Source organism: Chryseobacterium sp. RLHN22 (assembly GCF_051011795.1).
In the GTDB taxonomy this organism is placed as follows: Bacteria; Bacteroidota; Bacteroidia; order Flavobacteriales; family Weeksellaceae; genus Chryseobacterium; species Chryseobacterium zhengzhouense.
In genome coordinates this window covers 473,271-496,166 of record NZ_JBPCHW010000001.1, presented here as the reverse complement: position 1 = coordinate 496,166, position 22,896 = coordinate 473,271, and the positions used below count along the sequence as shown (strand labels likewise).

Sequence of the window (22,896 nt, the reverse complement as noted above, 5' to 3'; positions counted from 1 at the left end):
GATGAAAACACTCAGTAAAATACCAACCGGAAAATTAGAAAGAACCAGCAGTTTGCTGAAAGCGGGAGCAAAAATCGGTGTTAATTATATCAAATACTACGGAAATAAAATCACGAAGGATAAAGATGAGGACGAAGCAAGAAAGACTTTGAATGAAGACAACGCCACCGACATTTATGATTCTCTGAAAGAACTGAAAGGTTCAGCCCTGAAAGTTGCCCAGATGTTAAGTATGGAGAAAAACATTCTTCCGCAGGCTTATGTTGAGAAATTTTCTTTGTCGCAATTTTCGGTTCCGCCGCTTTCCGGCGCTTTGGTAAGAAAGACTTTCAGAAAATATTTTGGAAAAAATCCAGAAGATTTATTTGATGAATTTACGAATGAATCCGTCAACGCGGCAAGTATCGGACAGGTTCATAAAGCGAAAAAAGACGGTCAAAACTTTGCCGTGAAAATTCAATATCCGGGCGTGAGGGAAAGCATTTCGAGCGATTTGAAGATGGTAAAACCGATTGCTATGAAAATGTTTAACATCAAAAAAGAAGGATCGGAATCTTACTTTCAGGAAGTGGAAAATAAATTGTTTGAAGAGACAGATTACGATTTGGAACTGAAAAGAAGTCAGGAAATTTCTGAAAAATGCAGCCATCTTCCTAATCTTCAGTTTCCCAAATATTATCCTGAATTATCCTGCGAAAGAATCATCACAATGGACTGGATGAACGGAAAACATTTCTCAGAATTCACAAAATTGAATAATTCTGAGGAAGATTTGAACAAAATCGGACAGACACTCTGGGATTTTTATATGTACCAAATGCACCTTTTGAAGCAGGTTCACGCCGACCCTCATCCAGGCAATTTCCTGGTTTCAGAAGATAAAAAACTGCTCGTGATTGATTTCGGATGTATTAAAGAAATTCCGAATGACTTTTACAGACCCTATTTTGAGCTGGCTAAACTTGAAAATCTGAATAATCCTGAATTTTACAAAGAAAAATTATACGAACTCGAGATTTTGAGTGCTAATGATTCTGCAAAGGAACAGGAATTTTTCACTAAACTATTCTACGAATTATTGGAACTGTTCACACGACCTTTCAACGAAGAAATTTTTGATTTCTCTGATGAATCGTTCTTTCAGGAAATTGCTGATCTGGGTCAGAAATATGCCAAACTCAGCGATATCAAAGGAATGAATACGAACAGAGGTTCGAAACATTTTATCTATCTGAACCGTACATTTTTTGGTTTGTACAATATGATGCACGATTTGAAAGCGAAAAATATTGTTATCAATCAATACAAAAATTTCATTCAATAAATGCCAGCCAACTTACCCTCAAAGATTTGTGAAGTCTGCGGACTGCCCTTCAACTGGCGGAAAAAGTGGAAGAAAAACTGGGACGAAGTAAAATATTGCAGCGAAAAATGTCGGAAAAACAAAAAATCAACATCCTCTGGTTCGGCGACGATTTAAGAATCAGAGACAACGAATCACTTTTGAACATAATGCAGGAAGATTTGCCTTTTCTTGCCGTGTACATTTTTGATGAAACTTTTTTTAGTTCGATTCAATTTGGTTTTAAGAAAATTGGACAATTTCGGGCTAAATTTTTGTTGCAGACTGTTTCGGATTTAGAAAATAATTTAAAGCAAAAAAAGATTCCGTTTCTAAAAAAATTTGGTCAAGTTCAAGATATTTTTAAGCAGATTTCCGAAGATTTTGAGGTTGAAAAAATATTCTGTCAGAGAGAGTGGACGAAGGAAGAACTTGAAGTTGTGAATCAAATTAAGGCATTTTTGCCTGCTGTAAAATGGGTGAAATCTTATTCTCAACTTTTGCTTCAACCACAATTCGTAAAGGAAAAATTAGATGAAATTCCTTTGTTGTTTACAACATTCAGACAAAAAACAGAGAAAGATTTTAAAATCAGAAATGAGTTTGATTCTGAACATCTGGTTTATAATAAATCCATTTTAGATTTAAAAATAAACAGCGACGATATTACATTAAAAACTTTGGGTTTTGAGGAATTTGAAATGCATCAATCCACGGCTTTTCCATTTTCAGGTGGTGAAACTGAAGGATGGGAACGGTTGAATCATTACTTTTTTGAAACTGAAAATCTCAGTCGTTATAAAGAAACAAGAAATGGTTTAATTGATCAGGATTACAGCAGCAAATTTTCTGCGTGGCTTGCCAACGGAAGTCTTTCTGCAGTATCTGTTTTCCACGAAATCAAGAAATATGAGGAAAAATTCGGAGGTAACGAATCGACATATTGGCTTGTTTTTGAATTGCTGTGGCGAGACTTTTTCAAATTTACTTCAATGCAGCTTCGGGATAAAATATTTCAGCAAAGCGGAATTTTAGATCAGGGTTATGAATTTGAATCTGATCAAAATTTAATTAACCAGTGGATCAATGGCGAGACAGATTCTGATTTTATCAATGCCAATATGCTGGAAATTAAAAATACTGGCTGGATGAGCAACCGCGGACGACAAAATGTAGCTTCTTATTTTTGCAAGATTCTGAAGCAGGATTGGAGAATCGGCGCTGCTTATTTTGAAGAAATGCTCCTCGATTACGATGTTCACAGCAACTACGGAAACTGGATGTACCTTGCCGGCGTTGGAAATGACCCGAGAAGCAGAACTTTTAACGCTGAAAAACAGGCTGAACAATACGATTCGGAATACAAATTCAGAAATTTATGGCTAAAGTAGAATCTTCAACGGCACAATTGATATTTCCGCACCAGCTTTTCAAAGACACGGATTATCTGAACAAAAGGCAACCTATATTCTTGGTGGAAGAGTTTCTGTTTTTTAAACAATACAAATTTCACAAACAGAAAATTGCCTTGCACAGGGCAAGTATGAAGTTTTATGAGGAATATTTGACCAAAAAAAAATTCAAGGTGGAATATATTGAAAGCACTTCCCCACTTTCTGATATTCGAAACTTAATGAAGCATTTAGAAAAGGAAAAATTTGAGAAAATTCTCATTACGGATGTTTGCGACAATTGGCTTGAAAAGAGAATTAAGGAAACGAAACTAGAATTAGAAGTTCTTGAAAGTCCTTTATTCGTCAATACCCGGGAAGATTTGAAAGACTATTTTGAAGATAAAAAATCGTATCATCAAACTGATTTTTACAAGCAGCAGAGAATTTCACAAAATATTCTGATGAGAGCCGGAAAAGCGATCGGTGGAAAATGGACTTTCGATACGGAAAACCGTAAAAAATATCCTAAAAATAAAAAAGCGCCGTCTGTTCACTTTCCGGAAAACAGCAGATATTTTGAGGAAGCGAAAATTTATACCCAGAAAAATTTTAATGAAAACTATGGCAATTTAACGTCATATCAGCTCTATCCCGTCACTTTTGAGGAAGCTGAAAATTGGTTCGATCAGTTTCTGGAACTGCGGTTTGCCGATTTTGGAGTGTATGAAGACAGTATCGTGGAGCGTGAACATTTTCTGCAACACAGTGTGCTTTCGCCATTGTTAAACATTGGACTTTTGACTGCAGAAAACGTTTTGAAAAAAGCGATTGATTATGCGAACGAATATAAAACCCCCATCAATTCTCTGGAAGGATTTGTGCGTCAGATTTTAGGTTGGAGAGAATTTGTGAGGGGAATTTACCTCTATCAGGGAACTTTTCAGCGGAAGAAAAATTACTGGAAACATCACCATCCGCTTCCCGAATCTTTTTACACGGGAAAGACTGAAATTAAACCGATTGACAGCACGATTTTGAAGGTCTTGGAGACCGGTTATGCACATCACATCGAGCGCTTAATGATTTTCGCGAACTTTATGAATCTGTTAAAACTGAATCCGGATGACGTTTACCAATGGTTTATGGAGATGTTCATCGATTCTTATGATTGGGTAATGGTTCCTAATGTTTATGGGATGAGCAGCTTTTCTGACGGGGGAAAAATGAGTACAAAACCGTACATCAGCGGAAGCAATTACATCAAAAAAATGAGCGATTATGCCGATGGCGACTGGACGGAAAAATGGGATGCGCTTTTCTGGAATTTTGTGAATGATAACAGAGAATTTTTCAAAACAAATCCAAGATTGGGAATGATGCTGCGAACTTTGGATAAAATGACGGATGAGAAAAAATCTGAACACTTTAAAATTGCACAGCACACGATTAAAAATTTAAAATAGTGGTGAAAGAATTTAATTTAATACAGACAGACCGTATTATTGAAATGGCTTGGGAAGACCGAACACCGTTTGAAGCAATAGAATTTCAGTTTGGAATTACCGAATCTGAAGTGATTGACGTGATGAGAAGAGAATTGAAACCTTCGAGTTTTAGACTTTGGAGAAAGAGAGTGAATTCGGGAGTGAGCCAGAAACATCTGATGAAGAGAAATCCTGAGATTAGCAGATTTAAATGTACAAGACAAAGGACAATCAGTCATAATAAAATTTCGAAACGTTAAAACATAATAATATGAAAAACATAGTCATAATTGGTTGTGGACAGGGAATTGGCTTTGCTAGTGCAAAAATATTGTCGGAAAATAATAATGTAATCGGCATTTCAAGAACTGAGAATCCTGAAATTAACAACTTAAATATTAAGTTTCATCTTATGGATATCCTTTCGGGGAATTTGGATGAAATCATATTCCCTGAAGTTATTGACGGATTGGTTTATGCGCCGGGAAGCATTAATTTAAAGCCATTTAACCGGCTTTCGGTTGATGATTTTAAGAATGATTTCGAAGTCAATGTTTTGGGTGCGGTGAAAACGATTCAGAAACTGTTGCCTAATCTGAAGAAGTCGGAAACTGCTTCTGTTGTATTGTTCAGTTCGGTAGCTGCAAAATTAGGAATGCCTTTTCACGCCTCGATTTCCGCCAGTAAAAGTGCTGTTGAAGGCTTTACGAAAAGTCTGGCCGCAGAATTGTCTGCTCAAAAAATCAGAGTGAATGCGATTGCACCTTCTTTAACGGATACCAATCTTGCTTCACAGCTTCTTTCAACATCTGAAAAACGGGAAGCTTCCGGAAAAAGACATCCGTTGCAAAGAGTCGGAACTGCTGATGAAATCGCAAAAATGGTAGAGTTTTTATTATCTGAAAATTCCGCTTGGATCACAGGACAGATTATCGGGATTGACGGCGGAATGAGTAATATCAAATTGTAACCATTCCCGAAAACTAATATCTTTACCATAAATTACAGCAATGCAAACTGATTTTATCATAGAATTACTTCATCAAGTCAAAGAATTTGAAAATTCTGATGCTTGTAAACCCAACTCTACCGTTGATGATTTCCGCGTTTGGATGAATGATAAAAAATATTCCGACGAGAGTCCGACCAAGCTTTTTAAGAATGAAAAACACAAGGTTTCATATACCGAAAATGAAATTTGCAAACAGGTTCTCTTATTAGGACGATATTCTAAATTACTGATCAGAAAAGGTTTGGGAGATTTTCCCGAGTTGGCGAATGAGGAATTTACTTATCTGTACCGATTGAAAGACGAACCTTTTTTAACGAAAATTCAGTTGATCGAAAAAAACGGTCACGAGAAGCAGACCGGAACCCAAATCATCAAAAGACTTTTGGAAGCAGGATTTTTGGAGGAGAAAACTGATAAAGACGATAAGCGCAGCAAACGACTTAATTTGACAAAAAAAGGCGAAGAAATTTTCCACGCCTCAGTATCAGATGTGAATTTAACTTCAAAAATTCTATCCGGAAAGCTTGACAAAGATGAAAAGAATGAACTTCTGAGAATTTTGAAAAAACTGAATGAGTTTCATTATCATATTTATGTTGATTATAAGAATTCCAACATCAATCAGATCTCAGAATTTTTTCAATAAAAACATAGATCAATTTTATTAACGGATGTAGGAAATCTTTGTTAGAATTAAAGAAAGTGATCAACCTAAGTTTAAATTTCTGAACTCCCGTGTACTTTTTGTCTTTTGTTTGAAGGTTAAATATATCATACCTTTCATTCCGTTTGACTAAAAAACAGTATGTTACTTCTAAAATAGGTTACTATTTCATTGTTAGAATTCATTGGATGATTGCTCAGAAATGGAAAAGAATATCAAAAAATCAATTAATCACCACCAATACCGATATTTACTTTATATAATTTTGACAATTACCTGAGGCTTTCTGTGATTAGTATCCCATTTCTTTGGGTTGAATAAAATGTCAAAGGTTTAGTTCATGATGTGATAAATTCAATTGTTCAATAATCTCTTTCTGTTACCACTTTTTAAGATGTCCAATCATAAAACATTTATTAGCTTGGTTTACAAACACTTACCAACCTGTTTTAATATTTTGAATAGGTAACTTTTAACATAGTTTTTTTAATTTTTTTGTAGTTGCTCAAATTGGCGGATAGGAAATTTTGTTCCTCATTTTAAGGTGATCATCATTGATTCAATAAAATACTATTGTAAAACAAGCCTGCGAAAGACTACATAACAAAAAATTTAAATATTTGCACAATTTTTGATACACAACATTTTAGCCTTAAACGACACTGATTATAGAACTTAGAATTTAATGGCTCAAAATTATGAAAACTGTTTTTATCCTAGAAGATGAAGCTGGTATTAGAGAAGTATTGGAAATATTATTAGAATCTGAAAATTATCTTGTTTCAACATTTGCTGACATCAAAGAATTTAACAGCAGAAATTTAAACGTATTACCTGATATTTTTATTCTGGATGTTATGCTCCCCGATGGAATCGGAACAGATGTTTGCAACCAATTAAAAAATCATCCTGCAACCTCTCACGTTCCTGTCATTATGATGAGTGCACACGCTAAGGCATTAGAAATGGAAAAGACCTGCAATCCAAATGCATTTATCAGCAAACCTTTTGATCTCTCTGAGATACTTACAAAAGTCAAAAATTTAACTTCCAAAGCAAATTTAGGTTTGGTAATTTAGTTTTAAAAGATAATTTAAATTCCTTACTTACAACATTTTTTGAGATGATTATGAGGTAATTGGTAACGTAAACCAAAATGTGCTTCCAGTTCCTTCTTTACTTTGTACTCCTATTTCTCCAGCATGTCTTTCGATGATCTCTTTACAAATATAGAGACCAATTCCAAAGCCTTTTTTATGTTTCATTTCTTCACTTTCAACTCTATAAAACCGGTCAAAGATATAGGGCTGATCTTTTGGTGGAATACCCATTCCCTGATCAGTCACATATACATAAGCTAAATTATTCTCGGTTACACATGCAATATTAATCACCGTATCATTTGAGGAATATTTAACAGCATTATTGATAAAATTTAATAATACCTGTTCAATTTTATCTCTGTCCGCTTCAACAGGCGTAAACTCAACAGGTGCAAAGATAATTGTATGTGAAGTAATTGTTGCCAGAGATTCTTCTTCAGCTATCCGTACAAGATCTGCCATATCAAATCTGCTCTTACTAAGCTGAATCTTGCCCTCGCCTAATCTTGCTGTTTCTAAAAATCCATTAATCATAGCTTCCATACGCTTTGTTTGTCTTGTTAATTTGGATGCCGTCTCAGACAGTAGATGATCATTATTCTTATCTGCTCTCATTCCTAAGATTTGGGTATAACCACGGATAGCCGTCAAAGGATTGCGAAGCTCATGGCTCACCATCCCAATAAAATCGCTTCTACGCTGCTCATCCATCTTTCTTTCCGTAATATCTGCAATTGTTCCGGAAAAATGAGAAATCCCAGGATTTATGGAGTTCAGATACAATTTTCCGGTAGCATACACCCAGCGAAGCTTTTTGTCAGGTAAACAATTTATTGGATATTCTAGTTCATATGGTTCACCTTTATTTATCGCTGCATCAATCGCTTCAACAACTTTTTGGCGATGAGAATCTTCGATCTGATTTATCGTCGCATCGTATGGCATTTCTTCGTATTCACTAAAGCCGAATATTTCTTTCAAACGCGCAGATGCTGTGAATTCTCTTGTTTTTGCATTGATACGCCACGTCCCTAAATTCGCAGAAGAGATAGCCATACTTAAATATTCTTCTTTGTCCATTACCTCTTGATGCAGTAAATAGCTCTCTGTGATATCGGCAAAGCTTCCAATGGCTCCTATAATATTTCCATTCTGATCTCTCAGAGGAGTAGAGTTCATTCTCAAATATAGCGACTCCCCCAATAAATTATCAACTAAAAAAACATAGTTTTCTACAGGTTTACCCGTCCGAATAGCAACTGTAATGGGATGCTCATCATTTGGAAGAGGTGTTCCGTCAAGCCTTCTATTATTCCACTGAGGTGAAGAATTTTTTAGCGTAAGCATACTCAGTTCGTCGACCTTGAAGATCTCGCGATTTTGTTTATTGGTATAGACAATATTTCCATTCTCATCTGTAATACCAATTCCCTCACCTACTGTGTCAAGAATAGTTTGAAGCCTGTCCCTGCTTTGGAACAGTTCAATATTGCTTTCTTTTAATTTATCCTCTGCTTCACGCAACCGTTTATTGGCCTGTATGAGATCCTCATTAGAAGTGTTAAGCTCCTGATTTCTTTTTTTTAATTCAGATTCATTCTGTTGTAAAGCTAATTTTGACCTTACCTGATCCGTAACTTCTACAGCCATATCGATAATTCCCACGATCTTACCATCTTCATACAAAGGAGTATAGGTAAAATTAAAATAGGCTGTTTCGGTTTGTCCGTTACGCTTGAGTTTGACTGGGGTTTCATTTCCGTAAACAGTTTTTCCGGAATGGTAAATATCATGTAAAAGATTGTAAGCTGGTTGTTCTTCCAGTTCCGGAATTGCCGTGAGCAGTGGAAGGCCTATAATATTAACGCTTTTATCGAGAAGCTCAAGCATGGGAGCATTGACAGTGTCAATAAGCAAATCCGGACCACGAAACAGAATGATAGCGGCTGGAGACTGCTCTATAATGCTTTTAAAACTGCTTTCACTTTTCCTATTATTTTCTTTAAGTATCAGATTATTTTTTTGAGCCAATTCCAACTCAATCACCCTTTTTTTAAGAGATAACTGATCAACAACTTGATTGGCTAATGTTCGAAGTGCTTTTTGTTGTGCATCATTTAATTTTCTCGGTTTATGATCAATAACACAAATAGAACCTAAGGCGTAGCCTTGTTCATCGACTAATGGCATACCTGCATAGAAACGTATATCAGGACTTCCCTTAACCAGCGCATTATCCCTGAAACGAGGATCTTCTAAAGCATCTTCCACCTGCATCAGAATTGCAGGATGTTCAATTGCATGCGAACAGAAAGAATGACAACGGTCTGTCTGGATCGTATCTAGACCATAATGAGACTTAAACCATTGTCTGTCTGCATCAACAAAACTAATTAAAGCAATGGGAGTATTACAAATAGATGCTGCTAACTCCGTAAGGTCATCAAAATTCTTTTCTTCAGCTGAATCCAGAATTTGGTAAGATCGAAGGGATTGAAGCCTCAACTGCTCATCTAACGAATCGATATCAGACATTAAATCGTATTGAATTTATTGTTAATTTAAAACCAGTGAACAAAGATATAAAATATAAATAGTCAATTGATATTAAAGCAATGAGCAATAAATGTTTAATAGAATAAATTGTTTACCATTGTATAACTAATTACAGTCAATAAATATCACTTTCCTTTCTGCTGAGACCTAACTTTTCATATAAATAGGTGGCCGCATTTCGATGCTCTTCGGTTAAGAGCAATAGTTCACTCCGTTGCTGATCGCGGAAGATGGAAGGCAGTTATTGATAAGCCTCCTTCCAATTTCCATTCCACGATAATTCTCATCCACACTCACATCTTCGATCCAGCCTTTCTTACCTGAAATTATCCGATAAATAGCCATACAGACAATTCCCACGATTTTATTGCCAATGAATTAAATAACTCATAAACCTAATCTTGGACATTTGCGTTGAGACTGGCTTTATTAAAACGACGATTGATATTATTCTATATCTTTTAATTTTACAATTGCTTCTGCTTGTAGGTCTTCAGTTAAGTTCATTGTTTTTCCTAGCTTTTGTGACGCGTTTAAAAAGGCGATAAAAACACATAATTCTGAAATTTCTTCATCCGTATAATATTCCCGGAGCATCTCAAAATGTGCATCCGAGATAGAGCGGTGGTCTATGCAAAATAATTCGGCAAAAGAAGCCGCCGTAGAGATCTTCATCTGGGATTCTTCAAAATCAGGTTTTCCGCCTTTTACCATGCAGTATTCACAACCGTTTCCAAAGGCCATTGTTCTTCGAACCTGCTCTAACAGATCCGGGTCCAGCAAAGTTTTCTTCCATAAGGTTTCCTCCAGATCATTCCACCTTTTAAGAAAATCGATGTTGTGTCCGATAAGTCTTTCAAATGGGGTATTTCCATTGTTCGAAAATTTTATTCTTGTCATATTTTTTATTTATATCACAAATTTCAATATTTAAAAATACGTGATAAAACGGAATTAATGGATTTATTTATTAATTTTGATTGATTTAATTGTAAATATTTAATTTTAAAATGAAAATAACTTTAGATGATTTTGACCAAAAGATTCTTCAGATTTTAAGCCAGAATTCAAGGCTCAGTTATGCCGAAATAGGAAGACTAATTTCGCTGTCACAATCTGCAACCAAAGAGCGCGTGATGAATTTGGTTGATAATGGGATAATACGTCAGTTCAGTGTGGAGATCGACCATCAGAAATTAGGTTATGATCTGAAGGTACTGATCAGTATGAAATTTAAAAATGATGATTTCAGAAAATTTACTGCAGATCTGGAAAAATTTCCGGAAGTTGTCAATTGCAAAAGAGTAACGGGCGAATATTGTCTGATTACCGAATGTATTTTACGGGACAGTCCTCACCTTGAAAATCTCATAGACAGGCTAATCCCCTATGGCATCCCAACGACATCCATTCAACTTTCAGAAATAAACCGGCAGAAAATTTAAAATTAAAACCAAAGGAAAAAACTAAAAAGACAGCATATATGAAGTATCGCTCAACCTTTTAATGATTTTCTTGCCACATGGCTTTTGGTATAGGAAAGAAACACCACCGCTGATTCCGAATAGGTCAATATCATTGAGCGTTTCCGGATCCAAGCCTAACCACATCCCATTAAAGATGCTTAGGGTATCGCCGTGCGAAACAATGATGATATTTTCATTGTCACTTGATATGATCTCATTGTAGAAAGGTAATAGTCTGTTCCAAACATCAAATCTGGATTCCGCATCGCTGAAGCATTTATCGTAGATTGTTTTTTCTTCGTTTTCAATGTTTTCTTTCAGCCATTGGACAGATTTGCCGATTGCCTTGCCAAGGCTTCTCTCTTTCAGCGAATCAGGCAGCTTGGAAGTGCAGCGTAACTCTTTCCCAAGAATTTCGGCAGTTTGTCTTGTCCTCTTGAGAGGTGATGAATAGATTACAAATCTGACGTCTTGAAACTCTTTCCTGATATTGCGTGCGATGTTTTCCGCCTGAACGATTCCCTTTTCAGTCAGTTCCCAGTCAGTCAATGAGCCGATCATACCATTTGTATGATGAGTGGATTCTGGGTGTTGGACTGTGATTATATTTTTATTTAAAAGCATTGATCTATTACCGTTTAAAACAAAATTAAAATTATATGCAAATTTTCAGGCCAGATAAATTTCGATCCTTTCTTTATTTTTCCCCTGCCCGCTCCTTTTTAATTTTAAAGAACCAAGCTCACCAGTCTTTTTGATATGGGTTCCACCACAGGCTACCTGGCCAAAACCGTCAATTTTCCAGTATCGACATTCTTCTGCTACGTCACTGAACGCGCTTACAATGACCCTATCTGCCAGAATGATTTCTTCTAACTTTTGTTCCAATACCGGAAACATCCCGGAGATATTATTCGGCCATATAAAGTCGATCCTCGATTTTTCTGATGTTATGTTTGCGCCTATTTTCTCAGGCCTGTCGAAGTGCTGATTGACAAGTTCCAAAACGAGTTCCGCAGCAAAATGAAGCTTCATAATTTTATAACGCTTGTCCCAGTCTATTTTTACTTCTACAATATCGCCAGGTTTCAGGTTATGGCCTTCCTCGATAGTGTACAAGATTTCTTTGCCGGATTTTTGGGCCTTAACGATTTTATAGCCGTTGATCGTCCCGTTGTCTGACTGTTGTCCACCTGAAAATGCATAGGCAATGGTCTCCTTTAATGTCACCACATTACCGAATACGCCGGTAACAGTTGTTGTCAACTTAGTCTGATAGGGATCTTCCCAGAATATTTTTCTTACTGCCATGGTTTTTAGGTTGTTTTGTTAAACTTGATTAAAGCATATCTGTTATGAGATTGAAAAACCTCTCAGGTATTATATTGCTTTTGACAAAAATCAAACAGGCTGTCGATATTGCTATCACATAGTAAAGATATTGATTTTTCCAGAAGCTCTTCATCACCATGCCACCATTGCGTCTTCAGGAGATTATCCATATGTTCTTAGGAAAATCTTTTCTTGATCTGTTTTGCGGGATTGCCACCGACGATCATAATCTCGTATACTTATAGATAACTCAACATCTCAACAAAGATTATTATTTTATTATAACATATATAGTTCTAAGCTTTTTACAATTCTTCTTATATGTATGGGAAATTAAAAAGTTCGTCAATCGGAACAAACATTAAACCTAAGCAAGACTGTGTAACTAATTCATCAAAATAACATTATATACCAGTGGTATACATATTTTGCAATCATATAGTTTAGAGTGACGCAATTTTCAAATTTGGAAGTTGGCAGTAGTTTTGACCAACTTCACCACTAAACAATAAAGATAAATGATGAAATAAATTTAATCGTATTTTTACCTTAAAAACTGACATTAAAAGCACAGACAAAAACTATTTCGGACGAAGCGAAAATCATACAATTATTACATTTACGTTGACCAGGAGAAGATTAAAGTCTTTTTAAAGGAACAACTGCCGAAAAATTAGCAAAAAAGAATTCGTGAGGAATCGGTTATTTAAATCGGTGATTTGAATCACTGCTGATAAACATTGTATTTTTCTCTTCCGATATAATGTTGATGAATCGTTCGTAATGCTTGAGGACATCAGAAATTAATTCATTTTTTGTAAAAAGCTTCACATCGTACCCCTCTCTGTTGTCTCCAAAATAAGATTTTGGGAAATATACAAGATTTTCTTCTGAATCAGGTAGGTTTTCTTCACTTAGCAGGTATTCAGAAACTACTTTAGATTCGCTTTTAACCCCGTAGATAAAATTATTAATAAGATCGTATTTAATTTCTATTTCAATTCTTTCGGTATTTTCACTGTAGTTCACCTTTGCATCAATTCCATTAATAGCAAATTCCGACAGAAGCTCTTCAAATGCCTGCTTAGCAGTTGTTGTTATATATTTCTGAGTAGAAGCTGCATCATTGAATGAAACAATCTGTTTTAGCCGGTCTTTCCATTGCGCTCCCGACCAGGGAACTGTGGTGGAAGAAAAATCTTTATCATAATAATTTCTGTCGATCATCAAACCTTTTGTAAGACTAACGATGAATAAAAGCATAATTATCGAAAAAGGCAGTGCCGTAATCAAGGTCATGCTTTGGAGTGCGGCCAATCCTCCTGCATTGAGAAGTATTAATGCAAGAACAGCGAGAAGGACTCCCCAACCTATTGTTTGCCATCGCGGTGAAACTTTAGCATTTTTGGTAGCGATGCTGTTCATTACAAAAATACCGCTGTCAGCTGAAGTGACAAAAAATATGATAATGATTCCAATGACCAAGAAACTGACGAATTTTGTAAATGGAAGATATTCCAAAAATTGAAACATGAGTCCGTCGGGGTCATTAGCGATCTGACTTAAATATCCATCTGCAATATTCATATCAAACCAGATTGCACTGTTTCCAAATACTGACATCCATATAAAGTTGAAAAGCGTAGGCAAAATAAGAACTGCAGCTACAAATTCCCTGATTGTTCGGCCTTTTGAAATTCTGGCAATAAATAACCCTACATAAGGTGACCATGATATCCACCATGCCCAATACAAAATCGTCCAATCGTAAAACCAAGTTTGTGTATTTTCTTCATAAACGTGTGTATTAAATGTCAGCGAAAAAAAACTGTTGATATACGTTCCGATTCCTTCGGTAAAGCTTCCAATCAAGTACACCGTAGGACCTAAAAACAGTACAAAAAGCAGAAGCATAACAACAGCAATAATATTGACATTGCTTAATATCTTAATTCCTTTATCTACACCACTTACAGCAGAAAATATAGCCAGTGAGACCAAAACAGCCACGATTAAAACCTGATATATAAAACTGTTATCCGGCAAAATATTTAGTGTCACTAATCCTGAATTAATCTGCACAACGCCAAATCCTAAAGTGGTCGTAATACCGAAAAAAGTACTGCATAGAGCGAAAACATCTATCACATTACCCCATTTGCCTTTTATTTTATCTTTTAATAAGGGATAAAAACAACTTCTTAAAGACAACGGAAGTCTATATCTGTATGAAAAGTAAGCGAGCGCCAAACCTACTACTCCATAAATTGCCCATGCATGAATTCCCCAGTGAAAAAATGTGTAAAGCTGAGCATTCTGAGCTCTCTGAACAGGTGATTTGTAAGAAAATATTTCGTTAGAATAGTGCTGAATGGGTTCTGCAACACTAAAATACATTAAACCAATACCCATCCCTGCAGCAAAAAGCATGGAAAGCCAGGAAAAAAAAGAATAATCAGGTCTGCTATCATTTCTGCCGAGGCGAATATTACCGTATTTGCTGGCCATAATGTAAACAAGGAAAATTACAAAAATAGTAACTGCCCAAACATAAATCCAGTTTAGATTAACGAAAATAAAACCTTTAACAACGGTTAAAAGACTTTCGGTAACTTTGGGATATACTGCAGAAATTAAGCAGATTCCAATGATAAAAATTAAACTGGGAAAAATGATTCCCTTCTTAAGAGTGCTTCTAAATTTGGTATTCTGCATAGAGTTCATGTTATAAAGTTACGCTAAAATTATTAAGAATAGTTTCATTAAGGAACATCTCAAAATATTTTTTTCTGTGTAGCAACACTGTAATCTTAATAGTTTTGATGTATATCGTAAATTAAGTATCAATATCTATCACTTACTAAAATTTATATTTTATTATTAGCTACAAAACGAAGATCAAATATTCCAACAATTAATTTCAATGAACTTCATTTGCATCTTGTAAGGCTTCAAAATTTTTATGCTGGTTACCATTAATACGAAGACTATTCTATTGAATGCAACTAAAATAGGATTGAAAACATATTGTTTTTAATTATAATTATGCACAGGTGTGAATAGCAATATTTTATTTTTTTTGCTATTTTTAATTTCAATATAAACTTATGATCATAGCGGAAGAACTTTTATTTCAACAAGGAGCAGTAATTAAAAACTATCGTGAATCTGAAATTATTTTCAGCGAAGGCAGCACTTCGAAATACTACTATCAGATACAGGAAGGTACTGTAAAAATCAGCAATATTTTTGATGATGGTAAAGAATTCGTTCATGGTTTTCCTTTTAAAGGTCATTGTTTCGGAGAGTCTTACCTGCTGACCGATAAACCGTATGCAATCAGTGCAACCGCTTTAACTTCATGCAAAATAATATGCTTAGCAAAGGAAGTATATTTGAATCTCGTAAAAAATAATACGCAACTGTTGCTTGATGTTAATCGATACACGGCAGAACGTCTCCATTTCAGGTATTTGGTATCTTCTTTTTTAGCAATAAGTAATCCATTGATCAGGATTCAAAAGCTACTTGATCACCTAAAAGATTATTTTGGTTACTCTGAACGATATAGCTTCAATGTGCCATTTACCAGACATCAGCTGGCAAGTCTAACTGGTCTGAGAGTAGAAACAATTATAAGGGTCATTAAAAAAATGCAGACTTTGCAATTGTTAAAAATCGAAAACAGTAAAATTTATTACTAAAATTGTGCTATGATATCAGCATTGCTTTGGTTCCATATTTGATATATCTCTGTTATACCAAAAAATATTCTTATGATTTGTTTACTCAACGATGCTCCGGAAAACGTGGCAGCATTTAGTGCAAGCGGCGATATCAGTCTAACTGATTTTGAAAACATAATCATTCCTCATGTGGAACAGAAAATGGAAAGATTTAATGAATTAAACTACCTCCTCTATCTCAATAATGATTTATCCCAAAAAGATGTTGATGTATGGCTATGCCAATCTCTTTTGAAATTAAATAAAATTTCACTGTGCAATCGTGCTGCCATTATAAGTGATGATTTCGGATTGCAAAAGATTACCGCTTTACATACCAATAAGTTCAGAATTTTTTCCACTGATAATGTATATAATGCAATGTATTGGTGTAACAATGGGAACTAAAAACTCAGTTAAAATTGTATACGATTAAACTAATAACTGTTCAAATAAGTACAGGTGGATATTATATCATTTGAAAAAAACGTTTCTCCGGTAACAATCGATAACAATCGGGAAAATTTAAAAATTGCTCAACTCAATCTTTCAGATTTTAATAATAGAATGGGAAAAGATTATGATCTTCTGTGCAGGTTTACAAACGACTATCCTAGATTTTTTTTACTTAAGGACTTGAGATATCCTGAAAACACCAATACAATAGCAAGCCAAATTAATTGGCTCCTAATGTGGAAAAGGGAAATTAAGGACAGAGGATATTTTAAAATTTTTTTTAATGATATTCAGAGAGAATTTGAAGAAATTAACCGATACCATTCGCCCCACATTCAAAAGGACAACGTATATTATAAAGCGGTGGAAGATTTTAAAAAGAAATATACAAACTATGCCCCGTTAGGTTTTTTAAGTAAAAAAGATGAAGATTATATCAAAGATGAAATAAATAAACAATTTTTAAAGTATATTGAATAACGATCAAAATATGCTTGTAAAGAAATAGTAAAATACAATTGTAAGACAGTTCACAATTTATAACTAAAATCGAAATCGATGATTGATCAAATACTTTTTGAATAATTGACAGTAATTTTTTCATCACACTTACTCAATTTTAACAATTAACCCGACTTACGTTGGGTTTTGTATTTATAATAGTAGATTAATTCATTAAAGATAGTAAGTAACAAAAGTAAAATTGTAGAGAACTGCAGACTCCTTATTTTCCTTTCTCTAATTTACATCATAGTATATTCAACTACCATCATTTAAATTAAAGGCATATTTTTAGAATGCTTTTAATTTCATTTATTAAAAAACAAATACAATGAATTTAAAACAAATACTAAAAGAAGCCAATGCGTGCATAGCTAGTGGTAACTACGATCAATTTTTAACATATTGTACAATTGATACTCGCTGGACATTCGTAGGAGAAACATTTCTAATTGGAATTGATGAAGTCAGGGACTATATGATTGAAGCCTACATTAAACCACCGAAGTTAAATGTTGATATTATGATAGAAGAAGGAAATTATTTGACGGCGGTAGGTACAATAAGTATAATGAATACAAACTCTATATGGATAGATTATGCCTATTGCGATGTATGGAGGTTTGAAAATGGTAAATTGGCAGAACTAAAGGCCTTTGTCGTCAACTGATTTAATTATCGTATTCATTATGGTAGTGTATCGTTTTTGTTTTCTACGACCATTTTTTTTACATATTACGCTTATGCATTTATCAGACCTAAAAATTTTTTAGTATAAAAATATCTAAAATATACCATAAACCAGTTGAATTGTGACATCTATTAAATTTAGATCATACTAACTTTGCATACTGCAATCACGAGGTTATGGAAAAAACGATTAAACATATAAAAAAAATACTCATCGCTGTAGATTTTACTGAGAAATCTGATAACGCTATACAGCTTGGTATTCGAATGGCTCAGCGTCACAAGGCTAAAATAATACTTTTTCATAACTACAATAATTTTTACATTATTGACAGAACTGGAAGACAGGTTATAGGGAAAGAAACTATAAGCAGTAATTATGAACAGGCAGAAAAAAGCCTCACTGAAGTAAAATTGATGTATCAGCAACAATATCCTGATATCCCTTTTCAAAGTTTCATTGGCAACGAAACAATCGTGAACAGTATTAATCATCAAATCAGTTCGGCATCTGTTGACTTGGTTATCATTGGTACATCAGGTAATCAAGGACTTCGGGAACTGGTTTTAGGATCTGTTTCTTATCAGCTTTTAAATAATGTCCACTGCCCTATTCTTCTCATACCGGCAGATTCAAATATTTATCATTTCAGAAAAATATTAGTTCCTGTTCGGGTATTGGAAGAATTAAATGAAAAGATCGAACTGGCAGAATGCATCGCAGAAAAAAATAACGGTATCATTAAAGTTCTCGGAATATCTCATGTGAAAGATGAAAGTAAAATGAAAGAAGCTTTTGTTTCTGTAAATCATCTCCTATCCAGTAACAATATTGATTTCAAATCATCATTTAGTGTGACAGATGATAAAGCAACAGAGATTTCAGAAATCTCAAAAGAAGATTCATTTGATCTCATCGTTCTGAATAATCAGGATGAACAAAGCTGGAAGTCAATCTTTTCTGAAAACTTTTTAAAACAGATTATTAACAACACTTCAATTCCGCTTTTATTTTATAGGAACATCTATAAAGAGGCTGAAATAAATCAAGAAAATACGGGATACGACATTACTTTGCCATGTCCCGGTTAAGATATTATGACAACAACAAAAATATATTCAAAAGAAAATTTACCACAAAAAACAGAACGTACGACTATTATAAAATTTCTTCATAATCATCTGGATCAATATGGTGATGCCGAACAAGATATCGAAAAAGCAGTAAGCTATGCTTTAGGAGAAAATGGCAAACCAGGAGGCCTCATCATTACTGCAAAGCATGAAAGTTCTGAAAATATCTCCGGCGTTTGTGTCATTAATAAAACCGGAATGAGTGGATATATTCCAGAAAACATACTCGTTTACATTGCAACCGACCGTCAAGTACGTGGAAAAGGAATCGGAAAAAGAATATTACAGACGTCTATTGAATCAACAGAAGGAGATATCGCACTCCACTGTGAACCGGATAATCCTGCTAAATTCTTGTATGAAAAAATAGGATTCCAAAGCAAATATTTAGAAATGCGGTTAAAAAAATAAAATGTCTTACATTACTTTAAATTCAAAAAAACTAAATCACAACTATCATTTCTTACAACAATTATTTAATAAACATCATATCGAATGGGCTGTTGTTGCAAAGCTTTTATGCGGAAACGATATTTTTCTCAAAACATTATTACAGATCATCGATAAAGATGTCTGCGACTCCCGTCTCAGCAATCTTAAAAAAATAAAAGAAATATCACCTGAAACGAAAACTGTTTATATAAAACCGCCCGCGAAGAGACTTGCAGAAAATATTGTAAAATATGCTGATGTAAGCTTTAATTCAGAAATCGAAACAATAAAGGCAATTTCTGAACATGCTTTTAAGCAAAACAAAACACACCGGATTGTTATCATGATTGAAATGGGCGAACTGAGAGAAGGCATCATGTCTGAATCGCTTATCGAATTTTACGGGGAAGTTATCAAACTTCCAAATATTGAAGTTTCAGGAATCGGCACCAATCTCAACTGCCTTAACGGAATATTACCGGATACCGAAAAACTTTTGAAGCTGGTAAAATTCAAGAAAATGACAGAGCAACATTACAAAAAATCAATTCCGTACATTTCTGCGGGTTCGTCCGTAACGATTCCATTGTTGTATCATAATGAGGTTCCTTCAGGTATCAATCATTTCAGAATTGGCGAAAGTCTTTTCTTTGGAACTGATGTTTACCATGATTCAGAATTATCCGGAATGCAGCAAGACATCTTCAAACTGACTGCTGAAATTATTGAAATTATTGAGAAGCCTATGACTCCAATAGGAAATGTGGGAACTAATCTTACAGGCGATAAACCTCAACACGATAAAGAAAACAGAAATAAAAAATCTCTCCGAGCAATTGTTGACCTTGGCATCCTTGATATTGATGTTAAAAATATTTTTCCGCTTAATAAAGAAATTGAAATCCTTGGAGCCAGCTCAGATATGATGATTCTGGATATCAAAGAGAATGAAAAGGATTTTAAAGTCGGCGATGAAATCAATTTTGGAATGAACTATCTAGCCGTATTACGAGCAATGAACTCTGATTATGTTGACAAAAAAGTTGAACAAATATCTGTTGATAAAAATAGTGTGGACAAAGTTTTGCATTAATTCAATTGAACCTGTATTAAAGTATCGTCAATTCAAACGGTATTTTTATATTTAATGAAATAAAAGTATTGAATTCAGATATTAAAACCCTTCAATTACAACATTTTGAAAAAGTACATCCTCTTAGAAAGGAGATAGCGACTCTTTCTGTACATGATTTTTTTGAAAAAACAGGTACTCAGAAACATTATAGAAATAGATTTTACTCACTTTTTATTTTCACAAAAGGCGCCGGTTCGGTTGCCATTGACGATACGGAATTAAAAATTGTAAATAATATTCTTCTGTTTATCAACTACAATCAAATATATCGTCTGCATGATATCGCATATGAAGAAGGTTTCGTATTGATGTTTACCAAAACGTTTTATAATCATATTTACACAGGCAACAAGCTTATCAAAAGCGATACGGCATTGAATGATGTTGTCCCATTAATTAAAATGAAATCTGAATTTCAGAAAGATATTTTTAAAAGTTTTAATAGTATAAAGAAGGAATATCTCAAAAATACTTTGTATACAAGAGAAATTTTATGTTTACAATTGAAAGAATTGATGTTGAGGTACATCAGAGCTTCCAAAAGCAATTCAGAAATCAAAGCTTCTACTCATCGTAAAAAAGATTTTGTTGATCAGTTTTGCGAACTTGTCAATCAAAATTTTAAAGAAAATAAAACCACTGCGTCTTATGCAAAGATTCTTAACCTCAGTCCGAATTACCTCAACGCATTAGTAAGAGAAAATTTGGGGATGAATGCAGGTCAGTTTATTAAAAACAGAGTCATTCTCGAAGCAGAAAGACTTCTACTTCATACTTCAATGTCTGTAACGGAAATCTCATACGAGCTGGGTTTTGTTGACAATTCGCATTTTGGAAAATATTTCAAATCTGCAAACGGAGTTTCTCCCAACAGTTATAGGACGAGCAAAACAATCTGATAGGCATCCATATTTACATAAAAAATTCCGACTCCGCAGCACGAAAAAATTAATAATGAACATTATGTATGTGAATCTCACAAAAAAATAATGTTTAGGGATTACAATAATCATTTTTCGGCTTATTACTACAATTTCTTTGCATCACTCAAAACCTTTTGAAATTATTAGATTATTTTCAAATCTATTTTAACTAAACCCAGATAAATAGGAAAAAAACAACTTAACAGTCATGGTATATTCGATCTTAAGTTTAAGCATTCAGATGACCTGAATATCACAATAAGTCAAAGCAATCAAAACTTTGCACATGACTGTAAAAGATTTCTATTTTTAGTTGATACAGTTATTAGTGGCACTTCTTTTGTTGTAAACCAAGCACTATCTCAAATTATATATTTACATTATTATTAGAGACCTTTCAACTTTTTGTTGAAAGGTCTTTATGTTTAACAAGTAATAAGCAATTAAATAACATTAGGATAAAATTCAGTTGTAAAGATTTTCCACATCTTAGAGGACTAAATTATTTTATAATTTACCATTTCAAATACCAGAACTTAATTTTAATAAGGAAATTTCGTTATTATCTCATATGAGCAATGAGATATTTGTTGTACTGTCTTTTTACTGCTGGTTTTAGATCATTATATACTACTCAAATTCACTCTCAGGTTTGCTGGATAATCAATTGATATTGTAAAAGTTAAAGAATCTTCTTCAATATCACAATCAGCATCACTTAGAGATCCTTCATCGTTTACAATTTGCACAGATGTAATGCTCTGATCCATATCTTTTCGAGGAATTTCCAATGTAAATTCCTGTTGTTCTTCGTTAAATTTCAAATGTTCTTTGTTAAATTCTATAAAATTCATATGATATATTTTTAGTGGTAAATTAAAAAAATGCCAGATCACTCTTTCCGCTGCTATCAAGAACAAAGACTTCGATTATAAGCTGTTATGACTATTATTGAAGAGACTTTCATTAAAAAGCGTATTGCTTCCAAGCCACATTTGTTTGCTACAACTTCAGCAAAAAGTGATTCAGAAACAAAATTTGTTTTAATTCAGCAATTTCTCAAAATTCTCAAATTTTTGGTAAGATGTCTGAAGCTGCATATGCTGATTGGCAACTACAATCGTACTCTGAGGACAGAGGTTTCCGTTTTGTAATGCTTCCTGATAAGAATTAATCGCTGCTTTTTCCCCAAAGATTACATTTTGAATGGTAGATTCCGCATGATCTCCTGAGAAAGAATTTTTAACATCAATCCATCCTCTGTGTAATGCTCCGGCAATCGTTGAAGTGTCATCAACTTCACCACCTCTTTCATTAATTAAGTCAATCAAATCAGCTCTCATTACCTTTGACTCTCTTACCATTTGATCATAATCTAATTTTAAAGCAGGATAAGAGTCCCAAACTTTATCTTCAACTTTAGTGAATCCTTTAATTCTGTCATTTGTAATATTAAGTAAATCGTTTAGCGTTGCTACTGTTTTAGTGTTTTCCATAAATAATATTTTGATTGTGTTCTCTATTACTTGCAACTGCTGTACCATAGA

The 22,896-nt window shown here is 34.2% G+C and carries 25 protein-coding genes; 17 read left to right on the top strand and 8 right to left on the bottom strand.

Annotated features, from left to right (window positions below):
- Position 1: 1 nt before the first annotated feature.
- The 8 genes from ACR1PN_RS02080 to ACR1PN_RS02045 all read left to right on the top strand — a co-directional run bounded on the left by ACR1PN_RS02080 (position 2) and on the right by ACR1PN_RS02045 (position 6,975).
- Positions 2-1,324 (top strand): ABC1 kinase family protein, encoded by a 1,323-nt coding sequence (locus tag ACR1PN_RS02080; RefSeq protein ID WP_276161526.1) that lies wholly within the window; start codon positions 2-4, stop codon positions 1,322-1,324.
- Complete coding sequence (locus ACR1PN_RS02075) at positions 1,325-1,480, top strand: DUF2256 domain-containing protein (protein ID WP_276161525.1); 156 nt, start codon at positions 1,325-1,327, stop codon at positions 1,478-1,480.
- Positions 1,432-2,733 carry a DASH family cryptochrome gene (locus tag ACR1PN_RS02070; protein WP_433978663.1) on the top strand — a complete coding sequence of 434 codons (1,302 nt, stop codon included), beginning with the start codon at positions 1,432-1,434 and terminating at the stop codon, positions 2,731-2,733. The genes ACR1PN_RS02075 and ACR1PN_RS02070 overlap by 49 nt, the downstream gene beginning before the upstream one ends.
- Positions 2,721-4,199 (top strand): cryptochrome/photolyase family protein, encoded by a 1,479-nt coding sequence (locus ACR1PN_RS02065; RefSeq protein WP_433978662.1) that lies wholly within the window; start codon positions 2,721-2,723, stop codon positions 4,197-4,199. Before ACR1PN_RS02070 ends, ACR1PN_RS02065 begins: the two co-directional genes overlap by 13 nt.
- The gene (locus tag ACR1PN_RS02060) at positions 4,199-4,480 is read left to right on the top strand and encodes a TIGR03643 family protein (RefSeq protein ID WP_276161521.1); all 282 of its coding nucleotides are present in this window, start codon (positions 4,199-4,201) and stop codon (positions 4,478-4,480) included. The genes ACR1PN_RS02065 and ACR1PN_RS02060 overlap by 1 nt, the downstream gene beginning before the upstream one ends.
- Positions 4,481-4,491: 11 nt before the next feature.
- Positions 4,492-5,190 carry an SDR family NAD(P)-dependent oxidoreductase gene (locus ACR1PN_RS02055; RefSeq protein ID WP_276161520.1) on the top strand — a complete coding sequence of 233 codons (699 nt, stop codon included), beginning with the start codon at positions 4,492-4,494 and terminating at the stop codon, positions 5,188-5,190.
- A 40-nt stretch (positions 5,191-5,230) separates the two neighbouring features.
- The gene (locus ACR1PN_RS02050; protein ID WP_276161518.1) at positions 5,231-5,878 is read left to right on the top strand and encodes a MarR family winged helix-turn-helix transcriptional regulator; all 648 of its coding nucleotides are present in this window, start codon (positions 5,231-5,233) and stop codon (positions 5,876-5,878) included.
- 716 nt (positions 5,879-6,594) lie between these two features.
- Positions 6,595-6,975, top strand: coding sequence for a response regulator transcription factor (locus ACR1PN_RS02045; RefSeq protein WP_276161517.1), 381 nt, complete (start codon positions 6,595-6,597; stop codon positions 6,973-6,975).
- Between the two features lie 48 nt (positions 6,976-7,023).
- On the opposite strand, the gene ACR1PN_RS02040 is transcribed toward ACR1PN_RS02045, so the two are convergent.
- The 3 genes from ACR1PN_RS02040 to ACR1PN_RS02030 form a co-directional block, all read right to left on the bottom strand.
- The gene (locus ACR1PN_RS02040) at positions 7,024-9,534 is read right to left on the bottom strand and encodes an ATP-binding protein (protein WP_433978661.1); all 2,511 of its coding nucleotides are present in this window, start codon (positions 9,532-9,534) and stop codon (positions 7,024-7,026) included.
- Between the two features lie 213 nt (positions 9,535-9,747).
- Positions 9,748-9,915: a GNAT family N-acetyltransferase gene (locus ACR1PN_RS02035; protein WP_420869748.1), complete on the bottom strand. Its 168-nt coding sequence runs from the start codon at positions 9,913-9,915 to the stop codon at positions 9,748-9,750.
- Between the two features lie 87 nt (positions 9,916-10,002).
- Positions 10,003-10,455, bottom strand: a complete 453-nt coding sequence (locus tag ACR1PN_RS02030; RefSeq protein ID WP_276161513.1) for a carboxymuconolactone decarboxylase family protein — start codon at positions 10,453-10,455, stop codon at positions 10,003-10,005.
- 110 nt (positions 10,456-10,565) lie between these two features.
- On the opposite strand from ACR1PN_RS02030, the gene ACR1PN_RS02025 reads away from it, so the two are divergent.
- Positions 10,566-11,000: an Lrp/AsnC family transcriptional regulator gene (locus ACR1PN_RS02025; protein WP_433978660.1), complete on the top strand. Its 435-nt coding sequence runs from the start codon at positions 10,566-10,568 to the stop codon at positions 10,998-11,000.
- Positions 11,001-11,021: 21 nt separating this feature from the next.
- Here the strand turns inward: ACR1PN_RS02025 and ACR1PN_RS02020 are convergent, their stop codons facing one another.
- From ACR1PN_RS02020 to ACR1PN_RS02010, 3 genes are all read right to left on the bottom strand, one after another.
- Positions 11,022-11,645 carry a histidine phosphatase family protein gene (locus tag ACR1PN_RS02020; RefSeq protein ID WP_433978659.1) on the bottom strand — a complete coding sequence of 208 codons (624 nt, stop codon included), beginning with the start codon at positions 11,643-11,645 and terminating at the stop codon, positions 11,022-11,024.
- 45 nt (positions 11,646-11,690) lie between these two features.
- The gene (locus ACR1PN_RS02015; RefSeq protein WP_433978658.1) at positions 11,691-12,332 is read right to left on the bottom strand and encodes a hypothetical protein; all 642 of its coding nucleotides are present in this window, start codon (positions 12,330-12,332) and stop codon (positions 11,691-11,693) included.
- 723 nt (positions 12,333-13,055) lie between these two features.
- Positions 13,056-15,068, bottom strand: coding sequence for a BCCT family transporter (locus ACR1PN_RS02010; protein WP_433978657.1), 2,013 nt, complete (start codon positions 15,066-15,068; stop codon positions 13,056-13,058).
- A 392-nt stretch (positions 15,069-15,460) separates the two neighbouring features.
- Here ACR1PN_RS02010 and ACR1PN_RS02005 point away from each other — a divergent pair, with 392 nt between their 5' ends.
- The 8 genes from ACR1PN_RS02005 to ACR1PN_RS01970 all read left to right on the top strand — a co-directional run bounded on the left by ACR1PN_RS02005 (position 15,461) and on the right by ACR1PN_RS01970 (position 21,325).
- Positions 15,461-16,057, top strand: coding sequence for a Crp/Fnr family transcriptional regulator (locus ACR1PN_RS02005; RefSeq protein WP_276161507.1), 597 nt, complete (start codon positions 15,461-15,463; stop codon positions 16,055-16,057).
- Between the two features lie 72 nt (positions 16,058-16,129).
- The gene (locus tag ACR1PN_RS02000; RefSeq protein WP_276161506.1) at positions 16,130-16,486 is read left to right on the top strand and encodes an STAS/SEC14 domain-containing protein; all 357 of its coding nucleotides are present in this window, start codon (positions 16,130-16,132) and stop codon (positions 16,484-16,486) included.
- Between the two features lie 54 nt (positions 16,487-16,540).
- On the top strand, positions 16,541-17,014 hold the full coding sequence (locus ACR1PN_RS01995; RefSeq protein ID WP_433978656.1) for a hypothetical protein: 474 nt from the start codon (positions 16,541-16,543) through the stop codon (positions 17,012-17,014).
- Between the two features lie 352 nt (positions 17,015-17,366).
- On the top strand, positions 17,367-17,705 hold the full coding sequence (locus ACR1PN_RS01990; RefSeq protein ID WP_276161504.1) for a nuclear transport factor 2 family protein: 339 nt from the start codon (positions 17,367-17,369) through the stop codon (positions 17,703-17,705).
- Between the two features lie 197 nt (positions 17,706-17,902).
- Complete coding sequence (locus tag ACR1PN_RS01985) at positions 17,903-18,817, top strand: universal stress protein (RefSeq protein WP_433978655.1); 915 nt, start codon at positions 17,903-17,905, stop codon at positions 18,815-18,817.
- Positions 18,818-18,823: 6 nt separating this feature from the next.
- Positions 18,824-19,270: a GNAT family N-acetyltransferase gene (locus ACR1PN_RS01980; RefSeq protein WP_276161502.1), complete on the top strand. Its 447-nt coding sequence runs from the start codon at positions 18,824-18,826 to the stop codon at positions 19,268-19,270.
- A gap of 1 nt (position 19,271) precedes the next feature.
- The gene (locus tag ACR1PN_RS01975; RefSeq protein ID WP_276161501.1) at positions 19,272-20,384 is read left to right on the top strand and encodes an alanine racemase; all 1,113 of its coding nucleotides are present in this window, start codon (positions 19,272-19,274) and stop codon (positions 20,382-20,384) included.
- Between the two features lie 68 nt (positions 20,385-20,452).
- The gene (locus ACR1PN_RS01970) at positions 20,453-21,325 is read left to right on the top strand and encodes a helix-turn-helix domain-containing protein (protein WP_433978654.1); all 873 of its coding nucleotides are present in this window, start codon (positions 20,453-20,455) and stop codon (positions 21,323-21,325) included.
- A 647-nt stretch (positions 21,326-21,972) separates the two neighbouring features.
- On the opposite strand, the gene ACR1PN_RS01965 is transcribed toward ACR1PN_RS01970, so the two are convergent.
- Both ACR1PN_RS01965 and ACR1PN_RS01960 read right to left on the bottom strand, forming a co-directional pair.
- Positions 21,973-22,203 (bottom strand): hypothetical protein, encoded by a 231-nt coding sequence (locus tag ACR1PN_RS01965; protein ID WP_433978653.1) that lies wholly within the window; start codon positions 22,201-22,203, stop codon positions 21,973-21,975.
- 189 nt (positions 22,204-22,392) lie between these two features.
- A complete protein-coding gene (locus ACR1PN_RS01960; RefSeq protein WP_433978652.1) occupies positions 22,393-22,845 on the bottom strand; it encodes a PA2169 family four-helix-bundle protein in 453 nt (150 codons plus the stop codon).
- Positions 22,846-22,896 lie beyond the last annotated feature (51 nt).